The sequence below is a fragment of the Thalassobaculum sp. genome, from assembly GCF_040219215.1.
In the GTDB taxonomy this organism is placed as follows: domain Bacteria; phylum Pseudomonadota; class Alphaproteobacteria; order Thalassobaculales; family Thalassobaculaceae; genus Thalassobaculum_A.
The window spans coordinates 21,928-40,004 of the sequence record NZ_JAVJSX010000012.1 but is presented as its reverse complement, the minus strand read 5'-3'; the positions used below and the strand labels follow the sequence as shown (position 1 = coordinate 40,004).

Below are 18,077 nucleotides of genomic sequence, written 5' to 3'. Positions count from 1 at the left end.
GATCAGAACGGACCGATGCCCCAGCCGAGCCAACCCTTGTCGCTCTCGGCTTCGGAGCGGGGCTCCCCGTTGGTCGCCAGCGCGTACGCGTCCTGGTACCACTCGGTTCCCGGGTAGTTGTAGCCGAGGACCGCCGCGGTCCGCTTGGCCTCGCCGGTCAGGCCGAGCGCCGTGTAGGCCTCGGTCAGGCGAAGCAGGGCTTCCGGCACCTGGTCGGTGGTGTCGAACTGTTCGACGACTTTCTGGAACCGGTTGATCGCGGCCAGATACTGGCCGCGCTCCAGATACCAGCGGCCAATCGCCATCTCTTTGCCCGCCAGGTGGTTGCGGGTGAGGTCGATCTTCAGGCGGGCATCGCGGGCGAACTTCGAGGTCGGGAAGCGCTTGATCACTTCGTCGAAGCTTTCCAGCGCTTCCTTGGTCAGCTTCTGGTCCCGGCCGACGTCGACGATCTGTTCGTAGTAGCACAGACCCTTCAGGTAATAGGCGTAGTCGACGTTCGGATTGGAGGGATTGAGCTGGATGAAGCGGTCGAGGGCGTTGACCGATTCGGTGTAATTGTTTGCTTGGTAGAGCGAGTAGGCGGCCATCAACTGGGCCTGCGTCGCCCAAACCGAATAGGGGTGCTGGCGTTCGACCTCGTCGAACAGCGGGGCTGCCTTCTTGAACTCGCCCTTCAGCGCGGCCTCGTAGGCCTCGTTGTAGATCTGCTCGACCGGGCGGTCGACATAGGGAGTCTCGTCATCGGTACTGCAGGCCCCCAACGCGGCGAGCAGAAGCACGGCGGGCAGCGCGGAGCGGAGAAGCGGCGTCATCAGCATCCAGGTGGCGGTCCTGTCGGGGCGCACAATCGACCGGAACATACGGCGAGCGGCGGCCGGAGGGAAGGGGCGGTGCGGGAGCCCCCGGGCTTCCGTGTCGATCGGGCTAGCGCCCCCAGCGGGCTGCGGCAGCATCATCGCTCTCGCGAGCGTCGACCCACTGCTCTCCGTCCTGGGTCTCCTCGAGTTTCCAGAACGGTGCCTTGGTCTTGAGCCAGTCGATCAGAAAGGCGGTGGCATCCAGCGCCGCCTGGCGGTGGGCCGACGCGCAGGCGACCAGAACGATGTTGTCGCCAGGTTCAAGCCGACCGACTCGGTGAACGATCCGGGTGGCCTGCAACGGCCAGCGTGTGCACGCCTCGGTCTCGATCGCCTCAAGCTGCCGCTCGGTCATTCCCGGGTAATGCTCCAGGGTCATGCCGGCGACCGCGGCGTCCCCGGCAATATCCCGGACCAGACCGACGAAGACCCCCAGGCCACCAATTGCGTGATCGCCGGCGGTCATCTGGACCAGTTCGGCACCGATGTCGAAATCCTCTTCCTGCACCCGGACGGACATGCTGGCCTCTCAACCCCCGGTGACCGGCGGGAAGAACGCCACTTCGTCTCCCGGCGCCACCGGATGATCCGGCTCGACATACTCCTGATTCACCGAACAGCGGATTGCGCGGGTGTCGGCAAACGCCTCGGCGTAACCCGGTCCGCGGGTCCGCAGCCAGTCAACCAGCGTGCTGATCGTCGACACCTCGGGCGGCGGGGTCACGGTCTCATGCCCGATCCCGATGCGCTGCCGTACCCAGGCAAAATACAGAACCTTCATCGCATCACCTCGCTGAACGGCAGATAGGCGGCGGTGTCGCCTTCGGAAAGTCCCAGCGCGTCATCGGCCAGTTCGATCAAGCCGTCGGCGGCCACCAGCGAGGACAGGACCCCCGCACCCTCACTGCCCGCGCGCCGGGCGATTGGCAGGCTGCCGGCAACCGGGTCAATCCGGACGCGAACGTACTCGCGCCGCCCCGCCTTCTTCTTGTAGGCGAACCCCGCCCGGACCGGATACCGGGGCGGGGTCGGCACGTCGGCTCCGGCGAGAGCCAGCAGGATCGGCCGGGCCAGATGCAGGAACGTGACGACGACGGCCACCGGGTTTCCCGGCAGCCCAAGGAACGCGGTGCCCCTGACGACACCCAACGCCACCGGCCGACCGGGCTTGATGGCCAGCCGCCAGGCATCCAGCTGGCCCTCGGCTTCGACCGCCGCCCGTACATGGTCTTCCTCACCGGTCGACACGCCGCCGGACGTGATGATTGCATCGTGGCTGTCGGCGGCCGCGGCCAGCGCGGTTCGAATGGTCTCGCCATGATCCGCCAGGATCCCAAGATCGGTGACCGAACAGCCGAGTCCGCGCAGCAAGGCTTTCAGGGTGTAGCGGTTGGAATCATAGATTGCGCCGGCTGAACGGTCGGTACCCGGCTCACGGACCTCGTCGCCGGTGGAGAACACCGCGACGCGCAAGGCCGTGCGGACCGGAAGCGTGGTATGGCCGATCGAGGCGGCAAGTCCGATCTCCGGCGGGCCGAGCCGCCGACCGCTACGCAGGATGGTGGCGCCGGCCTTTACATCCTCGCCCGCGAACCGCCGGTTGGCGCCGCGCCGGATGCCGGGCGGAAACACCACGCTGTCCCCGTCGACCCGGCAGTCTTCCTGCATGAAGACCGTGTCGGGCCGGGTGTCGTCGCCGGACGGCATCGGTGCGCCGGTGAAGATCCGGATGGTTTCGCCGCGACGCTGCGCCCGGTCCAGGTGCCGGCCGGCGGCTACCCGGCCGCCGATCGGCAACCGGGTCTCTCCATCGCGGTTGAGGTCGTCGTGATAGACCGCCCAGCCGTCGACCGCGGAATTGTCGTGCGGCGGAACGTCCAGACCGGAAATCACGTCGGCGGCCAAGATCCGTCCAAGCGCTGCATCCAGCGGCTGCGCTTCGATACCTGTCACCGGCGCCAGCCGGGCGCGCACGCGTTCAAGCGCGGCTTCCACCGGTATCAGGCCGCCTTCGAAGGCGAAGCAATCGTCGGTCAGTTGAACCATGGGGTCAGACTAGCAGGGCTGTGGCGTCGACGGCACGGGTATCGACCAGGTCTGCAATGCCTGCAATATCGTCCAGGCCCAGGACCGGACGGGAGCACTCCGGTTGGGGAGTGTCGCTCGCCACCGCGACGATCGCGGCGTCGGTCGGCCATAGCGGCGGCTTGCCCACCGATGCCCGGTAGACCTCCAGCTTGGCGTGGCTGTCGCGCTTGAAGCCTTCGATCAGGACGAGGTCGACTGGCGCCATCCGTCCCAGCAACTCGGCAAGCGTCGGCTCGGGCGCGTCCCGCAGCTCATGCATCAGGGCAAACCGCATCGCCGAGCCGATCATCACCTCGGTGGCACCGGCAGCGCGATGCTCAAAACTGTCCTTGCCGGGCTGGTCGACGTCGAACGCATGATGGGCGTGCTTGATTGTAGACACGCGTCGGCCACGCCCGATCAGTTCCGGAATCAGCCGGCACAGCAACGTCGTCTTGCCGCTGCCGGACCACCCGGCCAGCCCGAACACGCGCATGGCATTTCCTCGCCGGATCTTTACCCCATATTTAAGGGTTCATGGTTACGGTTGTCCCGTTCTTAGCGCAAATATACGCTCGCGCGCGTGCCCGAAACCCCGGAGCGTTGATTGAAAGCCTTGTTCAAGCGGATCGTTACCAAAATTATGCGCCAGGCCAAGAAGATGGCGCTGACCGACGGCGTGATCGCCCGGTCGATGGCCCTCGGAATGGTGGTTGGCTTCTCCCCGACCGTCGGCCTCCAGATGGTCCTCTGCCTGCTGATCATCATTCCGATCAACCGAATCGCCGGACGGTATCTGTTCGACATGGTGGTGGCGGTGGTGGGTTCGCTGGTGGTCAATCCGCTGACCATGGTGCCGACATACACGCTCTATTATTTCATCGGTTGCCGCGCCATCGCCTGCTCGGCAGTGATGGAGTTCCAGTCGGAAGACCAGGTGCATCAGGTTATCGGCACGCTCGGTTCAGGCGCGTTCGCGATCTTCATCGGCAGCATCCCGTTCATGCTGGTGGGTTGGCCGGTGGGCTATTGGATTGGCCGTCAGATCGAACGCTTCCTGGAACGCCGGGTCGCGCTGCGCAAGTCACGTATGGTCGCGGCGGCTCGCGAGCGCCGGCGGCTCGGCCGCGAAGTAGCGACCGAGAACGGCTGAGGCATTCTGTTCCGGCCGAACCCTGTCGGGTAGCCCAGTGGCGCTGCCATCGAATGTTGTGCAACTCTGCCTCGACTGGTGTCGGCTCGAGGGCTATGTACACTGGGACCGTTTACCAAAGCGCTCGCTTTCGGCACCACGGAGACCCGAGCGTCATGCTCGTCCACCTGCCTAATCTGCTCACGCTGTCCCGGATCGTCGTCCTGCCGCCGCTGATCGCCTGCTTGTGGATCGGCGGGGAGACCTTCCGCTGGGCGGCCCTGGCGTTGTACGCCCTCGCCAGCATCACGGACTATTTCGACGGCTATCTGGCGCGAACGCTGGACGTACAGTCGGCGTTCGGCCGGCTGCTCGACCCGATCGCGGACAAGTTGCTGGTCGGGGCCTGCCTGCTGATCCTCAGTGCGCTGGGCTATATCGAGGGCTGGACGGTACTGGCGGGGCTGGTGATTCTGCTGCGCGAGATCCTGGTCTCGGGCCTGCGGGAGTTTCTGGCCGAGATTCGTGTCGGTATGCCGGTCAGCGGGCTAGCCAAATGGAAAACCGCGATCCAGATGCTGGCCATCGGCTTTCTGATCATCGGTACCGATGCCCCAGCGTGGACACAGGCCCAGTTGGTCGGTGAGGTCGGGTTGTGGCTGGCGGCGGGATTTACTCTACTGACCGGATGGGACTACCTGCGCTCGGGGCTGAAGCACCTGGCCAGCGTGGAAGCGGGCCACTCGCCGCAACCGACACCCAAGCCGGAACAGATCTCGCCGTAGCGTTGGCCGGATCCGCGGATCAGCCGTCTTCGTGGAAGAAGTCATAGACCCGCTTGGCCACGGCGGTGCTGATGCCATCCACCGCGTTGAGATCGGCGAGTCCAGCCCGGGCGACACCTCGGGCGGAGCCGAAATGGTGAAGCAGGGCCTTCTTTCGGCGCGCTCCGATGCCGGAGATCTCGTCCAGCGGGTTGCCACCCAGCGCCTTGGTCCGGCGTGCCCGGTGGGTCTCGATGGCGAACCGGTGGGCCTCGTCGCGCAGGCGCTGCAGGAAATAGAGAACCGGATCGCGCCGCTCCAGCATGAACGGCTCGCGGTCCGCCATGAAGAAGCGCTCGCGACCGGCGTCACGGTCCGGACCCTTGGCGATTGACGCAACCGGCAGGTCGTCGATCCCCAACTCGGCGAAGACCTCATGCGCGATGGCCAGGTGCGCCGCCCCGCCGTCGATCAGCACCAGATCCGGCCAGGTTCCGGACTTCCGTTCCGGATCCTCCTTCAACGCCCGGGCGAACCGGCGGATCAGGACCTGTCGCATCATCGCGTAGTCGTCGCCGGCCTCCAGCTGGTCCACCCGGACGTCCTGTGCCCCGTCGTCGACATTGCGGATGTTGAACTTGCGGTACGCGGACTTGATGAAGCCTTCGGGGCCGGCAACGATCATCCCGCCCACCGAGTTGGTGCCGCCGGTGTGGGAGTTGTCGTAGACCTCGACCCGATCGGGTGTGGCCTCCAGGCCGAACACCTGTGCGACACCTTCCAGCAACCGCCGTTGCGAGGCGCTCTCCGCCATCCGCCTGCCAAGGGCTTCCCGGGCGTTCAACGTGGCGTGCTCCATGAGCTTCCGCTTCGAGCCGCGCTGCGGAGCCAGCAACTCGACCTTTCGTCCGGCACGGGTCGACAATGCCTCGGCCATCAGGCTCGCCTCGGGCACCGGGTGGGACACCAGGATCAGCCGTGGCGGAGGCTTGTCGTCGTAGAACTGGCCAAGGAACGCCGACAGGACGTCGCCATCCTCGGTTTCCTTGTCATGGCTTGGAAAGTACGCCCGGTTGCCGAAATTGCTGCCGGCCCGGAAGAAGAATACCTGGATGCAGGTATGCCCGCCCTCGCTGTGCAGGGCGATCACGTCGGCCTCCTCGATGCCGTCGACGTTGATGTCCTGGTGGGCCTGGATCGCCGTCAGCGCCCGGATGCGGTTGCGGTAGATCGCGGCGGTCTCGAATTCCAGCGCCTCCGCCGCCTCCTGCATCTTGACGGCCAACTGCTGCTGGACGTCGTGGCTGCGTCCGGTCAGGAAGCGCCGCGCCTCGTCGACCAGTTCGGCGTACTCGGCCTGCTCGACGAAACCGACGCATGGCGCGCTGCACCGTTTGATCTGGTACTGCAGGCAGGGGCGGGTGCGGGCCGAAAACACCGAATCGGTGCAGTTGCGCAGCAGGAATGCCCGCTGCAGGGCGGCAATCGTCCGGTTGACCGCGCCGGCGGAAGCGAACGGCCCGAAATAGTCGCCCTTGCGGGAACGCGCGCCGCGGTGCTTGACGATCTGCGGGTAGACGTGGTCGCCGGTCATCAGGATGTGCGGGAACGACTTGTCGTCGCGCAGGAGCACGTTGTAGCGCGGCTTGAGGCGCTTGATCAGGTTGCTCTCGAGCAGCAGCGCCTCGACCTCGGTATGGGTCGTCACCACCTCCATGCGGGTGGTTTCGCTGATCATCCGGAAGATCCGGTTCGGAAGCTTCGCCGGGTGCGTGTAATTGACCACCCGCTTCTTCAGGCTGCGGGCCTTGCCGACATACAGAACATCGCCGTCTTCATCGAGCATCCGGTAGACACCCGGCGCCGCCGGCATCGTGCGGAGATGCTCCCGGATTACAGAGACCCCGCGCTCGATATCCGGTTCCGTGCGACGCCGTCGCCGGGCGCGTTCGGTTCCGGTCGGCGGATCGATGAAGCCACTGTCGCTCATGGCACCGTGATGGGCATGCTCCGGGTCCGCGTCAAGCGTTGGGGCATGTCTGCGGCGGTTCCCGGTAATCCACGGCATCAGTGGAAAACCATGTGGAAAACCCGTGGGGCCAAACCCCGAGGCCTAGGACTCCGTGGTGATTCACATCATTGCACATTTTTTAATCAGTCTCTCTAACCAATTGAAAACAAACAACTCAAGCGAGATCGAATATTAAGATCCTTTTACAATCAGGTATTTCCTTGACAGTAGTGTTACAGCGGCGGAGGGCTCGACGCCATGTGAACAACTCCACCGCTCTAGCGCAGGTTTGAGGTCAATAGACCCCGAAACGACCGGATCATCGCTCAGAATCAAACACTGATGATACGGATGCCGGCGGAGCCGTCACCGGCCCAAAGTCAGTCTCGAGGCGTGCTGTCCGAAGGCGGCGCCCACCACAGATGCTGCCCGCCGTCCACGGCGATCATCTGGCCGGTGATCGAACGTGCGTCGGCCAGGAATGCCACGGTGTCTGCAATCTCCGTGGGTTCGGCCGCGTGACGCAGCGGAACCGAAGCGGCCTGGGCGTCGAACTCGCTTGTTGCTTGTCTGGCATTCGCGAGCGTCGGTCCCGGCCCGACCCCGCAGACCCGGATCCGTGGTGCCAGGTCGAGGGCCAGGGTCTGCGTGAGGCTCCACAGGGCGGCTTTCGTCACCGTGTACGACAGGAAGTCCTCGGTCGGATTCCAGACCCGCTGGTCCAGGATGTTCACGATCGCGCCGTCGCAGTCGTCGGGAAGCAGGGCTGCGAAGTTCTGCATCAGGATCACGGGTGCGCGCAGGTTGGACGCCATGTGGCTGTCCCAGCCGGCGCGGGTCACGGTCGACAGCCGGTCAGGCTCGAACACCGACGCGTTGTTGACCAGCAGGCCGATCGGACCAAGGACGTCGGTTGCCGCTGCCAGCAGCGGCTGTACCTGGTCCTCTTGCGACAGGTCGGCTGCGAGGGTGGTGGCCTTCACGCCCAGCCGCCGGATTTCTTCCGCGGTGGCCTCAGCCTCGTCCCGCGACAGCCCGTAATGGATGGCAATGTTCCAGCCGCCTTGCGCCAGCCGGAGGGCAATCGCCCGGCCAACGCGCCGTCCGGCGCCGGTGACGAAGGCGGTACGTGGAATCGGGTTGGGGACTCGCTGGATCATGGCCACAGCCTGGACAGCTTGAGAGCGGCGTCAAGCCGCAAGACGGCGATGATCAATTGGCTGCAATGTCGAACGCGGCGGCCCAGGCGCCGGCCGGCAGAAACTGGTTGGTGATGAACAGCACGTAGGTCATGAAGAACACGATCGCCCATGGCCGGTTGAACGCCGGGAGACGAATCGCCAGCGCAACGAACGCGACCGTCACCGCCGCCATGATCCACAGGTCGGCCGACATGATCTCCGGCGGTATCGGCAGCGGGGAGACCAGCGCGACCACGCCCAGGATGCCCAGCGTGTTGAAGATGTTCGAGCCGATGATGTTGCCCAAGGCCACATCGGAGTGCCGACGCATCGCCGCGACAACGGTGGTCGCCAACTCGGGCAGCGAGGTACCGACAGCAACCACGGTGATGCCGATCACGGTCTCGGAGATGCCGGCGATGCGGGCCACCATGATCGCGCCGTCGACCAGCAGCCGGGCGCCGGCGATGACCGCGATCAACCCACCCAGAGTGTAGGCGACGCTGCGCCACATGCTGGTCGGCAACTGGTCGAACTCGGCCACTTCCTTGGCGTGCAGGCTCTCGGGCCCGGCCCGGCGTTCCTCGCGGTAGCAGTACAGCAGGTAGCCGACCAGCATGGCCAGCATCAGGACGGCATGCCAGCGCTCGATCACGCCGTGAATGCCGGCGGCGACGAACAGCACGGTGGCAAGCACCAGCACCAAGCCGTCGCGGCGCAGTGGTGCGCCGCGGCACACGAAGGGCGTCACCACACCCACGGTTCCGATCATCAGCAGGATGTTGGCGATGTTGGACCCGACGACATTGCCGATCGCGATCCCCGGCGAGCCATGCAGCGCCGCCTTGAGGCTGACAAACAGCTCCGGGGCCGAGGTGCCGAAGGCAATCACGGTCAGGCCGATGACGTGGGGACTGATGCGGGCCCGGCGCGCCATTGCGACTGCCCCGCGAATCATTACTTCTGCACCGAGCAGGAGTAGGACGAGACCCGCGAATATCCAGGCTGCGGACATCATGAGCGCAGCACGCGCTCTGCGCCCCTAGGCCATGCACAATTCTTTATGTCTCGTCGGTTGTCGATGAGCATCGCGGGTCAAGGTCGAGGGGGCGACGTAACGCAACGTCAGCATTCCACAAGGTGTGGTGATTCTCCGCCATATTTCAATGCGCATATAATGGAATTCGTCTGATGTCTGGCCGGACGCCGGCCGTCGGAGTACGGTTTGAGGGTCCCGTGACGGCTGGAGGATATCGGTGGAGAGCCTGCTGAGTGCGTTCGGCGGGCCGTCTGGTGACGGGCACGCCGGCACCGTCGGCGATGCCTTGGTTTTCCTTGCAGCGGCAGTCCTGGTGGCGCCGCTGCTGCGCCGGCTGAAGTTCAGCCTCGTGCTCGGCTATCTGGCTGCCGGTGCGGTGATCGGCCCTCACGCTCTAGGCATGGTCGACGATGTCGAGGCGACGCGGGAGCTTGCCGACATCGGCGTGGTCTTCCTGCTGTTCGCGATCGGGCTGGAGCTGTCGCTCGAACGACTGAAGGTCATGCGTCGCCTGGTGTTCGGCCTCGGTGCGGGGCAGGTGATGGCCACCGGGCTCGCGGTCGGCATTGCCGGGATCGCGCTGGGTTACGACGCCGCGACCAGCGCCGTGGTCGGCGCTGCGCTGGCGTTGTCGTCAACCGCCTTCGTGCTTCAGCTGATGGCAGAGCGCGGGGAACTGGCGACCCGTCAAGGCCGGGCGGCGTTCGCGGTTCTGCTGTTCCAGGACCTCGCCGTGGTCCCGATCCTGGTGGTGGTGCCTCTGGTCGCACGGGGCGGTGACACCGAGTCGATCGCCATCGCCCTCGCGTTGACACTGCTGAAGGCCGCAGTTGCGCTTGCGGTCATCGTGGTCGCCGGGCGGCAACTGCTGCGGCCGCTGTATCATGTGATCGCCACGGCCAACGCGCCGGAAGTGTTCACCGCCATGACCCTGCTGGTGGTTCTCGGAATCGGTTGGGCGACCCAGATGGTCGGCCTGTCGATGGCGCTGGGCGCGTTCCTGGCCGGGCTGCTGTTGTCGGAGAGCGAGTTCCGGCATCAGGTGGAAGCCGATATCGAGCCGTTTCGCGGCATCCTGCTCGGCCTGTTCTTCATGACCGTCGGCATGACCATCGACCTGGGCCTGGCGATCCGCGAGTTCGGCGGGGTGCTGATCTTCCTGGTCGGCTTCGTGGGCCTGAAGCTGCTCATCGTCGTTGGCATAGGGCTGGCGATCCGGATGCCGTTCGCGGCGGCGATCCGGACCGGGGCTTTGTTGGCACAGGGCGGCGAGTTCGCCTTTGTGATCCTGGGCCTTGCCGACACCCATTCCCTGATGCCCGATGGGTTGAGCGACCAGCTGTTCCTGGTCGTCGCGATCAGCATGGCAACCACCCCGGTGGTCGTGTGGCTAGCCGGTCGGGTCGGAGATCTGCTCGAGCATCGCCAGAACCAGTCGATGGGAGCCGGCGATGACGGTGGCTCCACCGAGTGGGAGGATCACGTGATCATCGCCGGCTTCGGCCGTGTCGGACGCACGGTGGCGCGCCTGTTGGATGCCAAGCTGGTTCCGTATGTCGCTCTGGACACCGACGCCCAGCGGGTTCGCGATGGACGGCGCGCCGGGCAGCCTGTGTTCTACGGCGACGCCAGCCGTCAGGAAGTGCTGCGGCGGCTGGGAGGTGAGCGCGCCCGCGCGGTGGTGGTGACCCTGACGACGTCTGGGCTGGCGGTAGACCGCACCGTGACCTACCTGCATGCGCGGTTTCCGGAACTGCCGATCTACGCCCGGGCCCGTGACGCGGTGCACGCCCGGCGGCTGGAGGAACTGGGCGCGGAAGGCACTGTGCTGGAAACGCTGGAAGCCAGCCTGCAGCTTGGCGGCGAGGTGCTGCGCCGATCCGGCACGGACTGGCAGGATATCGAGGAGTTGATCCGCCAACTCCGCTTCGTCGACGGTATTGCCGAGCCGATCGGCATTCGACCGGGAAGCGATACGGAGAAGTCGGCGCCAACCGACCGGGTGCTGGCCGCTGCGGCCATGGCGGAGGAGGAGGAGGCCGCGGCAGAACGCCCCGAGCGAGAGGAAGAAAGCCCGGCGCCGGCTGAACCGAGTTCCGCACGGTCTGCGGGAGATAGCCCGCCGCCACAAGCTGACGAAACACCCCGCGACAACCGGCCCGAGGCTGCCGCTGCGGTCAGCCCGGCGATCGAAGCAGCGGCTCCCATCGAACCGGATGACGCTGAGCCGCCGGCTGTTGTGCGACAGGCGGAATAGGCCGAGGCAGACGCCCAAGGTTGAGACCGGCGGTGTTACCGCCCCTGTCGCCGCTTGCGGCCGCTGCTGCTGCGGCCCTTCTCCGGCGGACGGCCGCTGGGTGGCTGGATCGGAACTTTCAGCCGAACCACGCCGCCGCGCGGCAACGGCTTGCCGTCGGTGGTGACTCCCAACTCGGCGGCTTCCAGGCGCTTGATCTCGTCGCGCAGGCGGGCCGCGTCCTCGAACTCCAGATCGGCGGCGGCGGCCTTCATGCGCGCCTCCAGTTCCTCGATGATCTGGCGGATCGGCTTGTCGACCAGTTCGCCTTCCTCGGTGCCGGTGTCGACGGTCACGTGGTCGCCGCGTTCGTAGACGCTGGACAGGATGTCGCCGATGTTCTTCTTCACGCTTTCCGGCGTGATCCCGTTGGCGGCGTTGTACTCGATCTGCTTCTGACGGCGGCGCTCGGTCTCGCCGATCGCATACTCCAGGCTGGCGGTCATGCGGTCGGCGTACAGCAGCACTCGGCCGTCGATGTTGCGGGCCGCCCGGCCGATGGTCTGCACCAGCGAGGTCTTGGAGCGCAGGTAGCCTTCCTTGTCGGCGTCGAGGATGCAGACAAGGGCGCATTCCGGGATGTCCAGACCCTCGCGCAGCAGATTGATGCCGATCAGCACGTCGAAGATCCCGAGGCGCAAATCGCGGATGATCTCGATGCGCTCCAGGGTGTCCACGTCGGAATGGATGTAGCGGACCTTGATGCCAGCCTCGTTCATGTACTCGGTGAGCGCCTCGGCCATCTTTTTGGTCAGCACGGTGATCAGGACGCGATGCCCTTTCGCCGCGGCGTCGTGGCATTCGGCGATCACGTCGTCGACCTGATTCTTGGTCGGTCGGATCTCGCAGACCGGGTCGATCAAGCCGGTCGGGCGCACCAATTGCTCGACGAACACCCCGCCGGTGCGCTCCAACTCCCAAGGTCCGGGGGTCGCCGAGACGAACACCGTCTGCGGCCGCATGTCCTCCCACTCCTCAAACTTGAGCGGGCGGTTGTCCAGGCAGGACGGCAGCCGGAACCCGTACTCCGATAGCGTGTACTTGCGGGCATAGTCGCCTTTGAACATGCCGCCGATCTGCGGGACCGTGACGTGGCTCTCGTCGACGATCAGCAGGGCGTCCTCCGGCAGGTACTCGAACAAGGTCGGCGGCGGCTCGCCGGGGTTTCGGCCGGACAGGTAGCGCGAATAGTTCTCAATGCCGGCGCAGGAGCCGGTCGCCTCCATCATCTCCAGATCGAAGGTCGTGCGCTGCTCCAGGCGTTGGGCCTCCAGCAGCTTGCCGGCCCGGTTCAGCTCGTCGAGGCGCTCCTTCAACTCGACCTTGATCAGGCGGTTGGCCTGCTGCAGGGTCGGCTTGGGAGTGACGTAGTGGGAGTTCGCGAACACCCGGATCTGCTCGAGCGCAGCGGTCTTCTCGCCGGTCAGCGGATCGAACTCCTGAATCGCTTCCAACTCGTCGCCGAACAGCGACAGCCGCCAGGCGCGATCCTCCAGGTGGGCGGGGAAGATCTCCAGGCTGTCGCCGCGCACCCGGAAGGTGCCGCGGTGGAAGCTGGCGTCGTTGCGCTTGTACTGCAGTTCGACCAGCCGGCGCATGACGTTGGTCCGGTCGATCGTGTCGCCGACCTTCAACGTCACGATCATGTTGCCGTAGGTCTCGACCGCGCCGATGCCGTAAATGCAGGACACCGACGCCACGATGATCACGTCGTGCCGCTCCAGCAATGCGCGGGTTGCGGAGTGCCGCATCCGGTCGATCTGCTCGTTTACCGAGGATTCCTTCTCCACGAAGGTATCGGTGCGCGGAACATAGGCTTCGGGCTGGTAGTAGTCATAATACGAGACGAAGTACTCGACTGCGTTATGCGGGAAAAAACTCTTCATCTCGCCGTAAAGCTGGGCGGCCAGCGTCTTGTTCGGCGCCAGGATCAGGGTCGGGCGCCTCACTTCCTGGATCACATGGGCGATCGTGAAGGTCTTGCCGGATCCGGTGACGCCCAGAAGGACCTGATCCAGTTCCTGCGCCTGCACGCCGGCGATCAGGTCGGCGATGGCGCGCGGCTGGTCGCCAGCCGGTGCGAAGTCCGACACTACCTGGAATGGAACACTGGCATCCTGGCGGGCCGCGTTCGATTTGAGGTCTGGGGCGACCGCGCCGGGGAGCGGGGCCGGCCGTTCGCGCTCGGCGGTCTGGGTGCTCATGACCGGGAACATAGTGCGAACGAAGCTGGCTTGGAAGCCCTCTTTCGGCGAATCCCCGACTCGCTAGTCGTAGTGCCGCAGGACCAGATCGAGCAGGGCACGCTGCTGGTCGGTCGAGGCGCCATCGGTGCGGAACCGGACATGCAGCCGATCGTCGTCGGTGGCGACCACTTCGGCCTCTATCCAGCCGACCGGCGGGACCGCGACACGCAGCAGGGTTCCGGCGGGCAATCGCTCGTCGGTCACCATGCCGACCCCGCCGACCGAGATGTCGACGATGACGGCATCGACTTCCCGGCCATCAACCATCAAGGCCGTTCCGATCGATTCCGGCACACGCAGGTGGTGGCGTCGCGACTCCGGGGTCGGGCTGTCCAGCGCGAGGCGGAGCAGGCCGATCTCATGGGCGGCGTTGCCCAGTTCCTCGACGATCGACTGGTCCGAGGTTCGCGTCAGCACCGCGCGCAGATGCTCCTGCACGACGGACAGGCGGTCCGACAGTGACTGCGTGGCCTCGGTGCGGTCATGCATGCAAGCCTCCTGCCCGATGTCAGATCTTGGCGAACTTTGAGAGCGCCTCGCGGAAGCTCAGGCCCTTGGCGATCTCGTCCTCGGCCTGCCGGTCGTCGGCGGCGAACTGGGCCGAGAGCTGAAGGATGCGCTCGGCATGCTCGACCGGCAGGACGCAGATCCCGGATCCGTCCGCGACGATCAGGTCGTCGGGGCGAATCAGCACTCCCTCGATGGTGATCGGCTCGCCAATAGCCTCGACCCTGATGCGGGTCTTGCCCGGGGTCGGGACCACGTGGCGGGCGAACAGCGGGAACCGGAACTGCTGCTGTTCCTCCCAGTCGCGGACGCCGCCTTCCACGAGCAGCCCGGCGATGCCCTTCACCTGCGCCGCCCGGCTGGCCATGCCGCCCCAGGTGGACACCGGGTGGCCGCCGTTGTCGACCACGATGACTGAACCGGCCGGAGCGGCCTCGATCATGTGTCCGACCTTGAAGTCCTCGACCGGGAAGCTGCCGCGCACGCCGGTGCGTTCGCGGACGGTGACGGCGGGACCGATCGCCTTGGTGCCCGGCACGACGGCGCGCAGGCCGACGATAACCCCGTGCAGGCCGAGGTCGTCGAGCGCGTTGGCAATCGTGCTGGTGGCAATGTCCGCGAACCCGCGGCGCAGGGCGTCAACGTCCAAGATCGTCTCCTCCATCTTCTCCACGAAGCATAGCCCGGCTCGGGGGTGGGGCGTCCAGCGCGGCGGTCGTGCCGGCCGGACGTTGAGCTTTCGCCAGGATGCCCGTGCGACTATACGCTGAGGTTTACGACGACGACATCTCAAGGAATTCAGAATGCTGCTTCCCGACGGCTACAGCGATCTTCCGGCTGACAAGCTTGCCGCCATCGTGACGTCCCTGCAGATGACCTCGCGCCCCGCACCACGGGCGGAGCGGGCTGGCGACGGCTGGACCTTGCGAAAGGTCGATCACCCGGATGTCGATTGGTACCGGGACCTGTACCGGCGGATCGGCGAGGACTGGCTGTGGTTCTCGCGGGCGTCGATGCCGGCCGACACGCTGACCGCGATCATCCATTCACCGGATGTGGAGGTCTACGCGTTCGCGAATGACGGCGTCACCCAGGGGCTGGTCGAGCTTGACTATCGGACGTCCGGGGAATGCGAACTGGCGTTCTTCGGGCTGACCAAGGACGCCGTGGGCTCCGGCGCGGGCCGGTGGCTTATGAACCGTGCGATCGAGCGCGCATGGGCGCGGCCGATCCGGCGGTTCTGGGTGCACACCTGTACGCTCGACCATCAGGACGCGCTGGCGTTCTATGTCCGCTCCGGCTTCGTGCCGTTTCGAAGGCAGATAGAGATCGCCGACGACCCGCGGCTGACCGGCGCGTTCTCCCGGGACGCGGCACCGCATTTCCCGGTCATCGAGGCGGGCTGAGGCGGAGGGGCTTGACGCCGGGAACCCAGCGGCCTCCCGGACATCACCCGGTTCGGATTCGCCGGACGAACTCGCCGACTTCGCGCTCCAGCGTATCCGTGGAGGTGGCCAGTTCCCCGCACATCTGCAGGACCTCGGCGGCTCCTTCGCCGGTGCGCTCGGAGGCGGCCGAGACCCCGGCAATCCCGCCGGAGACCTGAGCCGCACCCGAGGCGGCCTGCTGGGTGTTGCGGGCGATCTCCTGGGTGGTGGCGCCCTGCTCCTCGACCGCCGAGGCGACCGCGGTGTTCATCTGTTCCAGGGACCGGACCACGTCGGCGATCGCCTTGATGGTGGTGACCGCGTCGCGGCTGGCGGACTGGATCTCCTCGATCTGGGACCGGATCTCTTCGGTGGCCTTGGCAGTCTGGCTGGCCAGGCTCTTCACTTCCGATGCGACGACCGCGAAGCCCTTGCCGGCATCGCCGGCGCGCGCTGCCTCGATCGTGGCGTTGAGCGCCAGCAGGTTGGTCTGCTCGGCGATATCCTGGATCAGCGTGATGACATCGCCGATCTGCTGCGCCGTCGCTGCCAGCGCCTGCACTCGTCCGTCGCCGCGCGCGGCCTCCTCGGAGGCCTGACGCGACATCTGGGCTGCCCGGTCGACTTGCTGGGCAATCTCGCTGACGGTCGCTGCCAACTCCTCGGCCGCTGCCGAGACCGCCTGGACATTGGAACTCGACTGCTCCGACGAGCCGGCAACCAGGGTCGCCTGGGAGCGCGCCTCGTCGGTCGCGTTGGACATGCCCTCGGCCCGGTTTCGAACCTCAGCGACATACCCGACCAGGCTTTGAACGACCGCCCCGACCGACTGCTCGAAGTTTGCAGCCAGATCGTCCATCGATCGCCGCTTCTCCGCTTCCGCGCGGCGCGCGGCTTCGTTCTGCTCGCTCTCCATTCGCCGCATGCGCTGGGCGTTCTCCTTGAAGACCTGTACCGCCTTGGCGATCTCGGCGATCTCGTCCTTGCGTGCCTGCCCCGGAATGTCGACGTCCAGGTCGTTGTCGGCGAGCCGACGCATCGAGCCGGCCATGGCCTGGATCGGCCGGGTGAGGCCGCGTCCGAGGACGACCGCGATCAGCAGGGCCAGCACGACCGCACCGCCGGTCGCGGCCTGTATGACCGTCTCGGCAAGTTGTCCTTCACGGCTGCGGGCCGCCGAGACCTGATCGACCGCGGTTCGAATGGAGGCCAGGACCTCCGCCGTCGCCGTCTTGATGGCTTCCGATGCCGCCAGCCGGTCGGCCAGGGTGGTGTTGGCGGCTTCGAGGGCGGTCCGGTAGGCCTCGAGCAACCCGGTCAGATTGGTCAGGGCTTCGTGTGTCGACGGTTCGGTCGCCATCGCTCCGAGTGTCGAGAAGTCGGCGCGGATCTGGTCGATGCCGCCTTGGGCGTCCGTCATGGCGCCCGGCGCTCCGCTGGTCTCGAACACTGCATTGACCGATTGCCGGAGCTGCCGGATATCCGCCAGCGCCTTGGTTGCGGCGGTCATCGACCCTACTGAACTGGCCAGGGCGGATGATGCGGCTGCAATGGTCGCCTGGGTTGTCTTGCGGTGATCGTGTTGCCCGCGGGTCGTGAAGAAGGCGGTCTGGCCGATCCGCCGGGAGACCTTGTCGAGCGCCTTCGATGCCTCGGGATCCGACTGGCCCGACGCGACCCAGGCGTCGAACGCCTTCTGATATTCGTCCACGATCTCGACCAGCTTCACGATGATCGGGGCCTCGGGGCCGGTGTTGATCAACTCGTGCAGGCCGCCGGCGGCCTTCGCCATCGCGGCGATCGCCTTGGTCACGGCCGCCTTGGCCTCTTCGTCCCCGTTGCGCAATCGGTAGGTGGCGAACTGGGACTCAAGAGTCGCATGGCCCAACGCTTCGGCGAGGTTGGCTGCGCCGATCCGGCGGTTCTGCTCTGCTGCCGCCTCATCACGCTTGGTGATCAATGCGCGGTAATGCTCCTCCTCGTGGGCCCGAACGGCGTCGGCGACGGATTCCAGCTCGGCGACGCGTGCAAGCAGGTCGCGTCGGGCAGTGGCCGCGGTCTCGGTCAGATCGACAAGGCCGGCGAATGCCGATTCGACCTGCTCGATGCCCTCGGCGACGGCCGTCAGGCCCTCGGCGTCGGCCGTCTCACGGGCGGACTGAAGCTTGTTGCGCACGATCCCGATTCGGGTCGGATCCTGGTTCGCCTGATAGGCGTCGATATCGCCGCCGGTCGATCGGGCGGCCTCTGAGATCGCTGCCATGCGGTCGGCGTTGTCGACGGAGAGGGCGTAGCGCTGCAGGCCCACCCAGCCCGCGGCGCCGAGAACGCCGGTCAGCACCACAATTACCGAGAACCCGATTCCGATACGAGACCCGATCCGCATAGTTCCGACCCCCAGACAATGTCGCCAAATACCGTTGCTTGGCTGCATTGAACCCGGGATCGGGTTAATCGCTGGTTAATTGACGCGAGTAGGGAAGTTATTTTTCTACTTCTAGGATATTTTGCGCTATTTTTAGACTAATCGCATTGGGGTGCTGGCCC

At 66.0% G+C, this 18,077-nt stretch carries 16 protein-coding genes; 4 read left to right on the top strand and 12 right to left on the bottom strand.

The features are described 5' to 3' along the window. Positions 1-2: 2 nt before the first annotated feature. From RIC54_RS11175 to mobB, 5 genes are all read right to left on the bottom strand, one after another. Positions 3-815: an outer membrane protein assembly factor BamD gene (locus tag RIC54_RS11175; RefSeq protein WP_502989706.1), complete on the bottom strand. Its 813-nt coding sequence runs from the start codon at positions 813-815 to the stop codon at positions 3-5. Positions 816-927: 112 nt separating this feature from the next. Then, positions 928-1,380: a molybdenum cofactor biosynthesis protein MoaE gene (locus RIC54_RS11170; protein WP_350096997.1), complete on the bottom strand. Its 453-nt coding sequence runs from the start codon at positions 1,378-1,380 to the stop codon at positions 928-930. A gap of 9 nt (positions 1,381-1,389) precedes the next feature. After that, the gene (moaD, locus tag RIC54_RS11165; RefSeq protein WP_350096995.1) at positions 1,390-1,641 is read right to left on the bottom strand and encodes a molybdopterin converting factor subunit 1; all 252 of its coding nucleotides are present in this window, start codon (positions 1,639-1,641) and stop codon (positions 1,390-1,392) included. Further along, positions 1,638-2,906, bottom strand: coding sequence for a molybdopterin molybdotransferase MoeA (locus RIC54_RS11160; protein ID WP_350096993.1), 1,269 nt, complete (start codon positions 2,904-2,906; stop codon positions 1,638-1,640). The genes moaD and RIC54_RS11160 overlap by 4 nt, the downstream gene beginning before the upstream one ends. Positions 2,907-2,910: 4 nt before the next feature. Further along, positions 2,911-3,423: a molybdopterin-guanine dinucleotide biosynthesis protein B gene (gene mobB / locus RIC54_RS11155; protein WP_350096991.1), complete on the bottom strand. Its 513-nt coding sequence runs from the start codon at positions 3,421-3,423 to the stop codon at positions 2,911-2,913. A 111-nt stretch (positions 3,424-3,534) separates the two neighbouring features. On the opposite strand from mobB, the gene RIC54_RS11150 reads away from it, so the two are divergent. Then, positions 3,535-4,080, top strand: coding sequence for a DUF2062 domain-containing protein (locus tag RIC54_RS11150; protein ID WP_350096989.1), 546 nt, complete (start codon positions 3,535-3,537; stop codon positions 4,078-4,080). A 155-nt stretch (positions 4,081-4,235) separates the two neighbouring features. Continuing rightward, positions 4,236-4,844 (top strand): CDP-diacylglycerol--glycerol-3-phosphate 3-phosphatidyltransferase, encoded by a 609-nt coding sequence (pgsA, locus tag RIC54_RS11145; RefSeq protein WP_350096987.1) that lies wholly within the window; start codon positions 4,236-4,238, stop codon positions 4,842-4,844. Positions 4,845-4,863: 19 nt separating this feature from the next. Here pgsA and uvrC read toward each other — a convergent pair whose 3' ends face one another. The 3 genes from uvrC to RIC54_RS11130 all read right to left on the bottom strand — a co-directional run bounded on the left by uvrC (position 4,864) and on the right by RIC54_RS11130 (position 9,030). Further along, positions 4,864-6,813 (bottom strand): excinuclease ABC subunit UvrC, encoded by a 1,950-nt coding sequence (uvrC, locus tag RIC54_RS11140; RefSeq protein ID WP_350096985.1) that lies wholly within the window; start codon positions 6,811-6,813, stop codon positions 4,864-4,866. Positions 6,814-7,214: 401 nt separating this feature from the next. Beyond that, positions 7,215-7,994, bottom strand: a complete 780-nt coding sequence (locus RIC54_RS11135; RefSeq protein WP_350096983.1) for an SDR family oxidoreductase — start codon at positions 7,992-7,994, stop codon at positions 7,215-7,217. 52 nt (positions 7,995-8,046) lie between these two features. Continuing rightward, positions 8,047-9,030 carry a calcium/sodium antiporter gene (locus RIC54_RS11130; RefSeq protein WP_350096981.1) on the bottom strand — a complete coding sequence of 328 codons (984 nt, stop codon included), beginning with the start codon at positions 9,028-9,030 and terminating at the stop codon, positions 8,047-8,049. Positions 9,031-9,271: 241 nt separating this feature from the next. Here RIC54_RS11130 and RIC54_RS11125 point away from each other — a divergent pair, with 241 nt between their 5' ends. Continuing rightward, positions 9,272-11,311, top strand: coding sequence for a monovalent cation:proton antiporter-2 (CPA2) family protein (locus tag RIC54_RS11125; RefSeq protein ID WP_350096979.1), 2,040 nt, complete (start codon positions 9,272-9,274; stop codon positions 11,309-11,311). Between the two features lie 35 nt (positions 11,312-11,346). Here the strand turns inward: RIC54_RS11125 and uvrB are convergent, their stop codons facing one another. The 3 genes from uvrB to RIC54_RS11110 form a co-directional block, all read right to left on the bottom strand. Continuing rightward, positions 11,347-13,554 (bottom strand): excinuclease ABC subunit UvrB, encoded by a 2,208-nt coding sequence (uvrB, locus tag RIC54_RS11120; protein ID WP_350096977.1) that lies wholly within the window; start codon positions 13,552-13,554, stop codon positions 11,347-11,349. A 63-nt stretch (positions 13,555-13,617) separates the two neighbouring features. Further along, positions 13,618-14,085 (bottom strand): PilZ domain-containing protein, encoded by a 468-nt coding sequence (locus RIC54_RS11115; protein WP_350096975.1) that lies wholly within the window; start codon positions 14,083-14,085, stop codon positions 13,618-13,620. A gap of 19 nt (positions 14,086-14,104) precedes the next feature. Then, on the bottom strand, positions 14,105-14,752 hold the full coding sequence (locus RIC54_RS11110) for an RraA family protein (RefSeq protein ID WP_350096973.1): 648 nt from the start codon (positions 14,750-14,752) through the stop codon (positions 14,105-14,107). Between the two features lie 154 nt (positions 14,753-14,906). Here RIC54_RS11110 and RIC54_RS11105 point away from each other — a divergent pair, with 154 nt between their 5' ends. Then, positions 14,907-15,509, top strand: coding sequence for a GNAT family N-acetyltransferase (locus RIC54_RS11105; RefSeq protein ID WP_350096971.1), 603 nt, complete (start codon positions 14,907-14,909; stop codon positions 15,507-15,509). A 43-nt stretch (positions 15,510-15,552) separates the two neighbouring features. Here RIC54_RS11105 and RIC54_RS11100 read toward each other — a convergent pair whose 3' ends face one another. Further along, positions 15,553-17,871, bottom strand: a complete 2,319-nt coding sequence (locus RIC54_RS11100) for a methyl-accepting chemotaxis protein (RefSeq protein ID WP_350096969.1) — start codon at positions 17,869-17,871, stop codon at positions 15,553-15,555. Between the last annotated feature and the right edge of the window lie 206 nt (positions 17,872-18,077).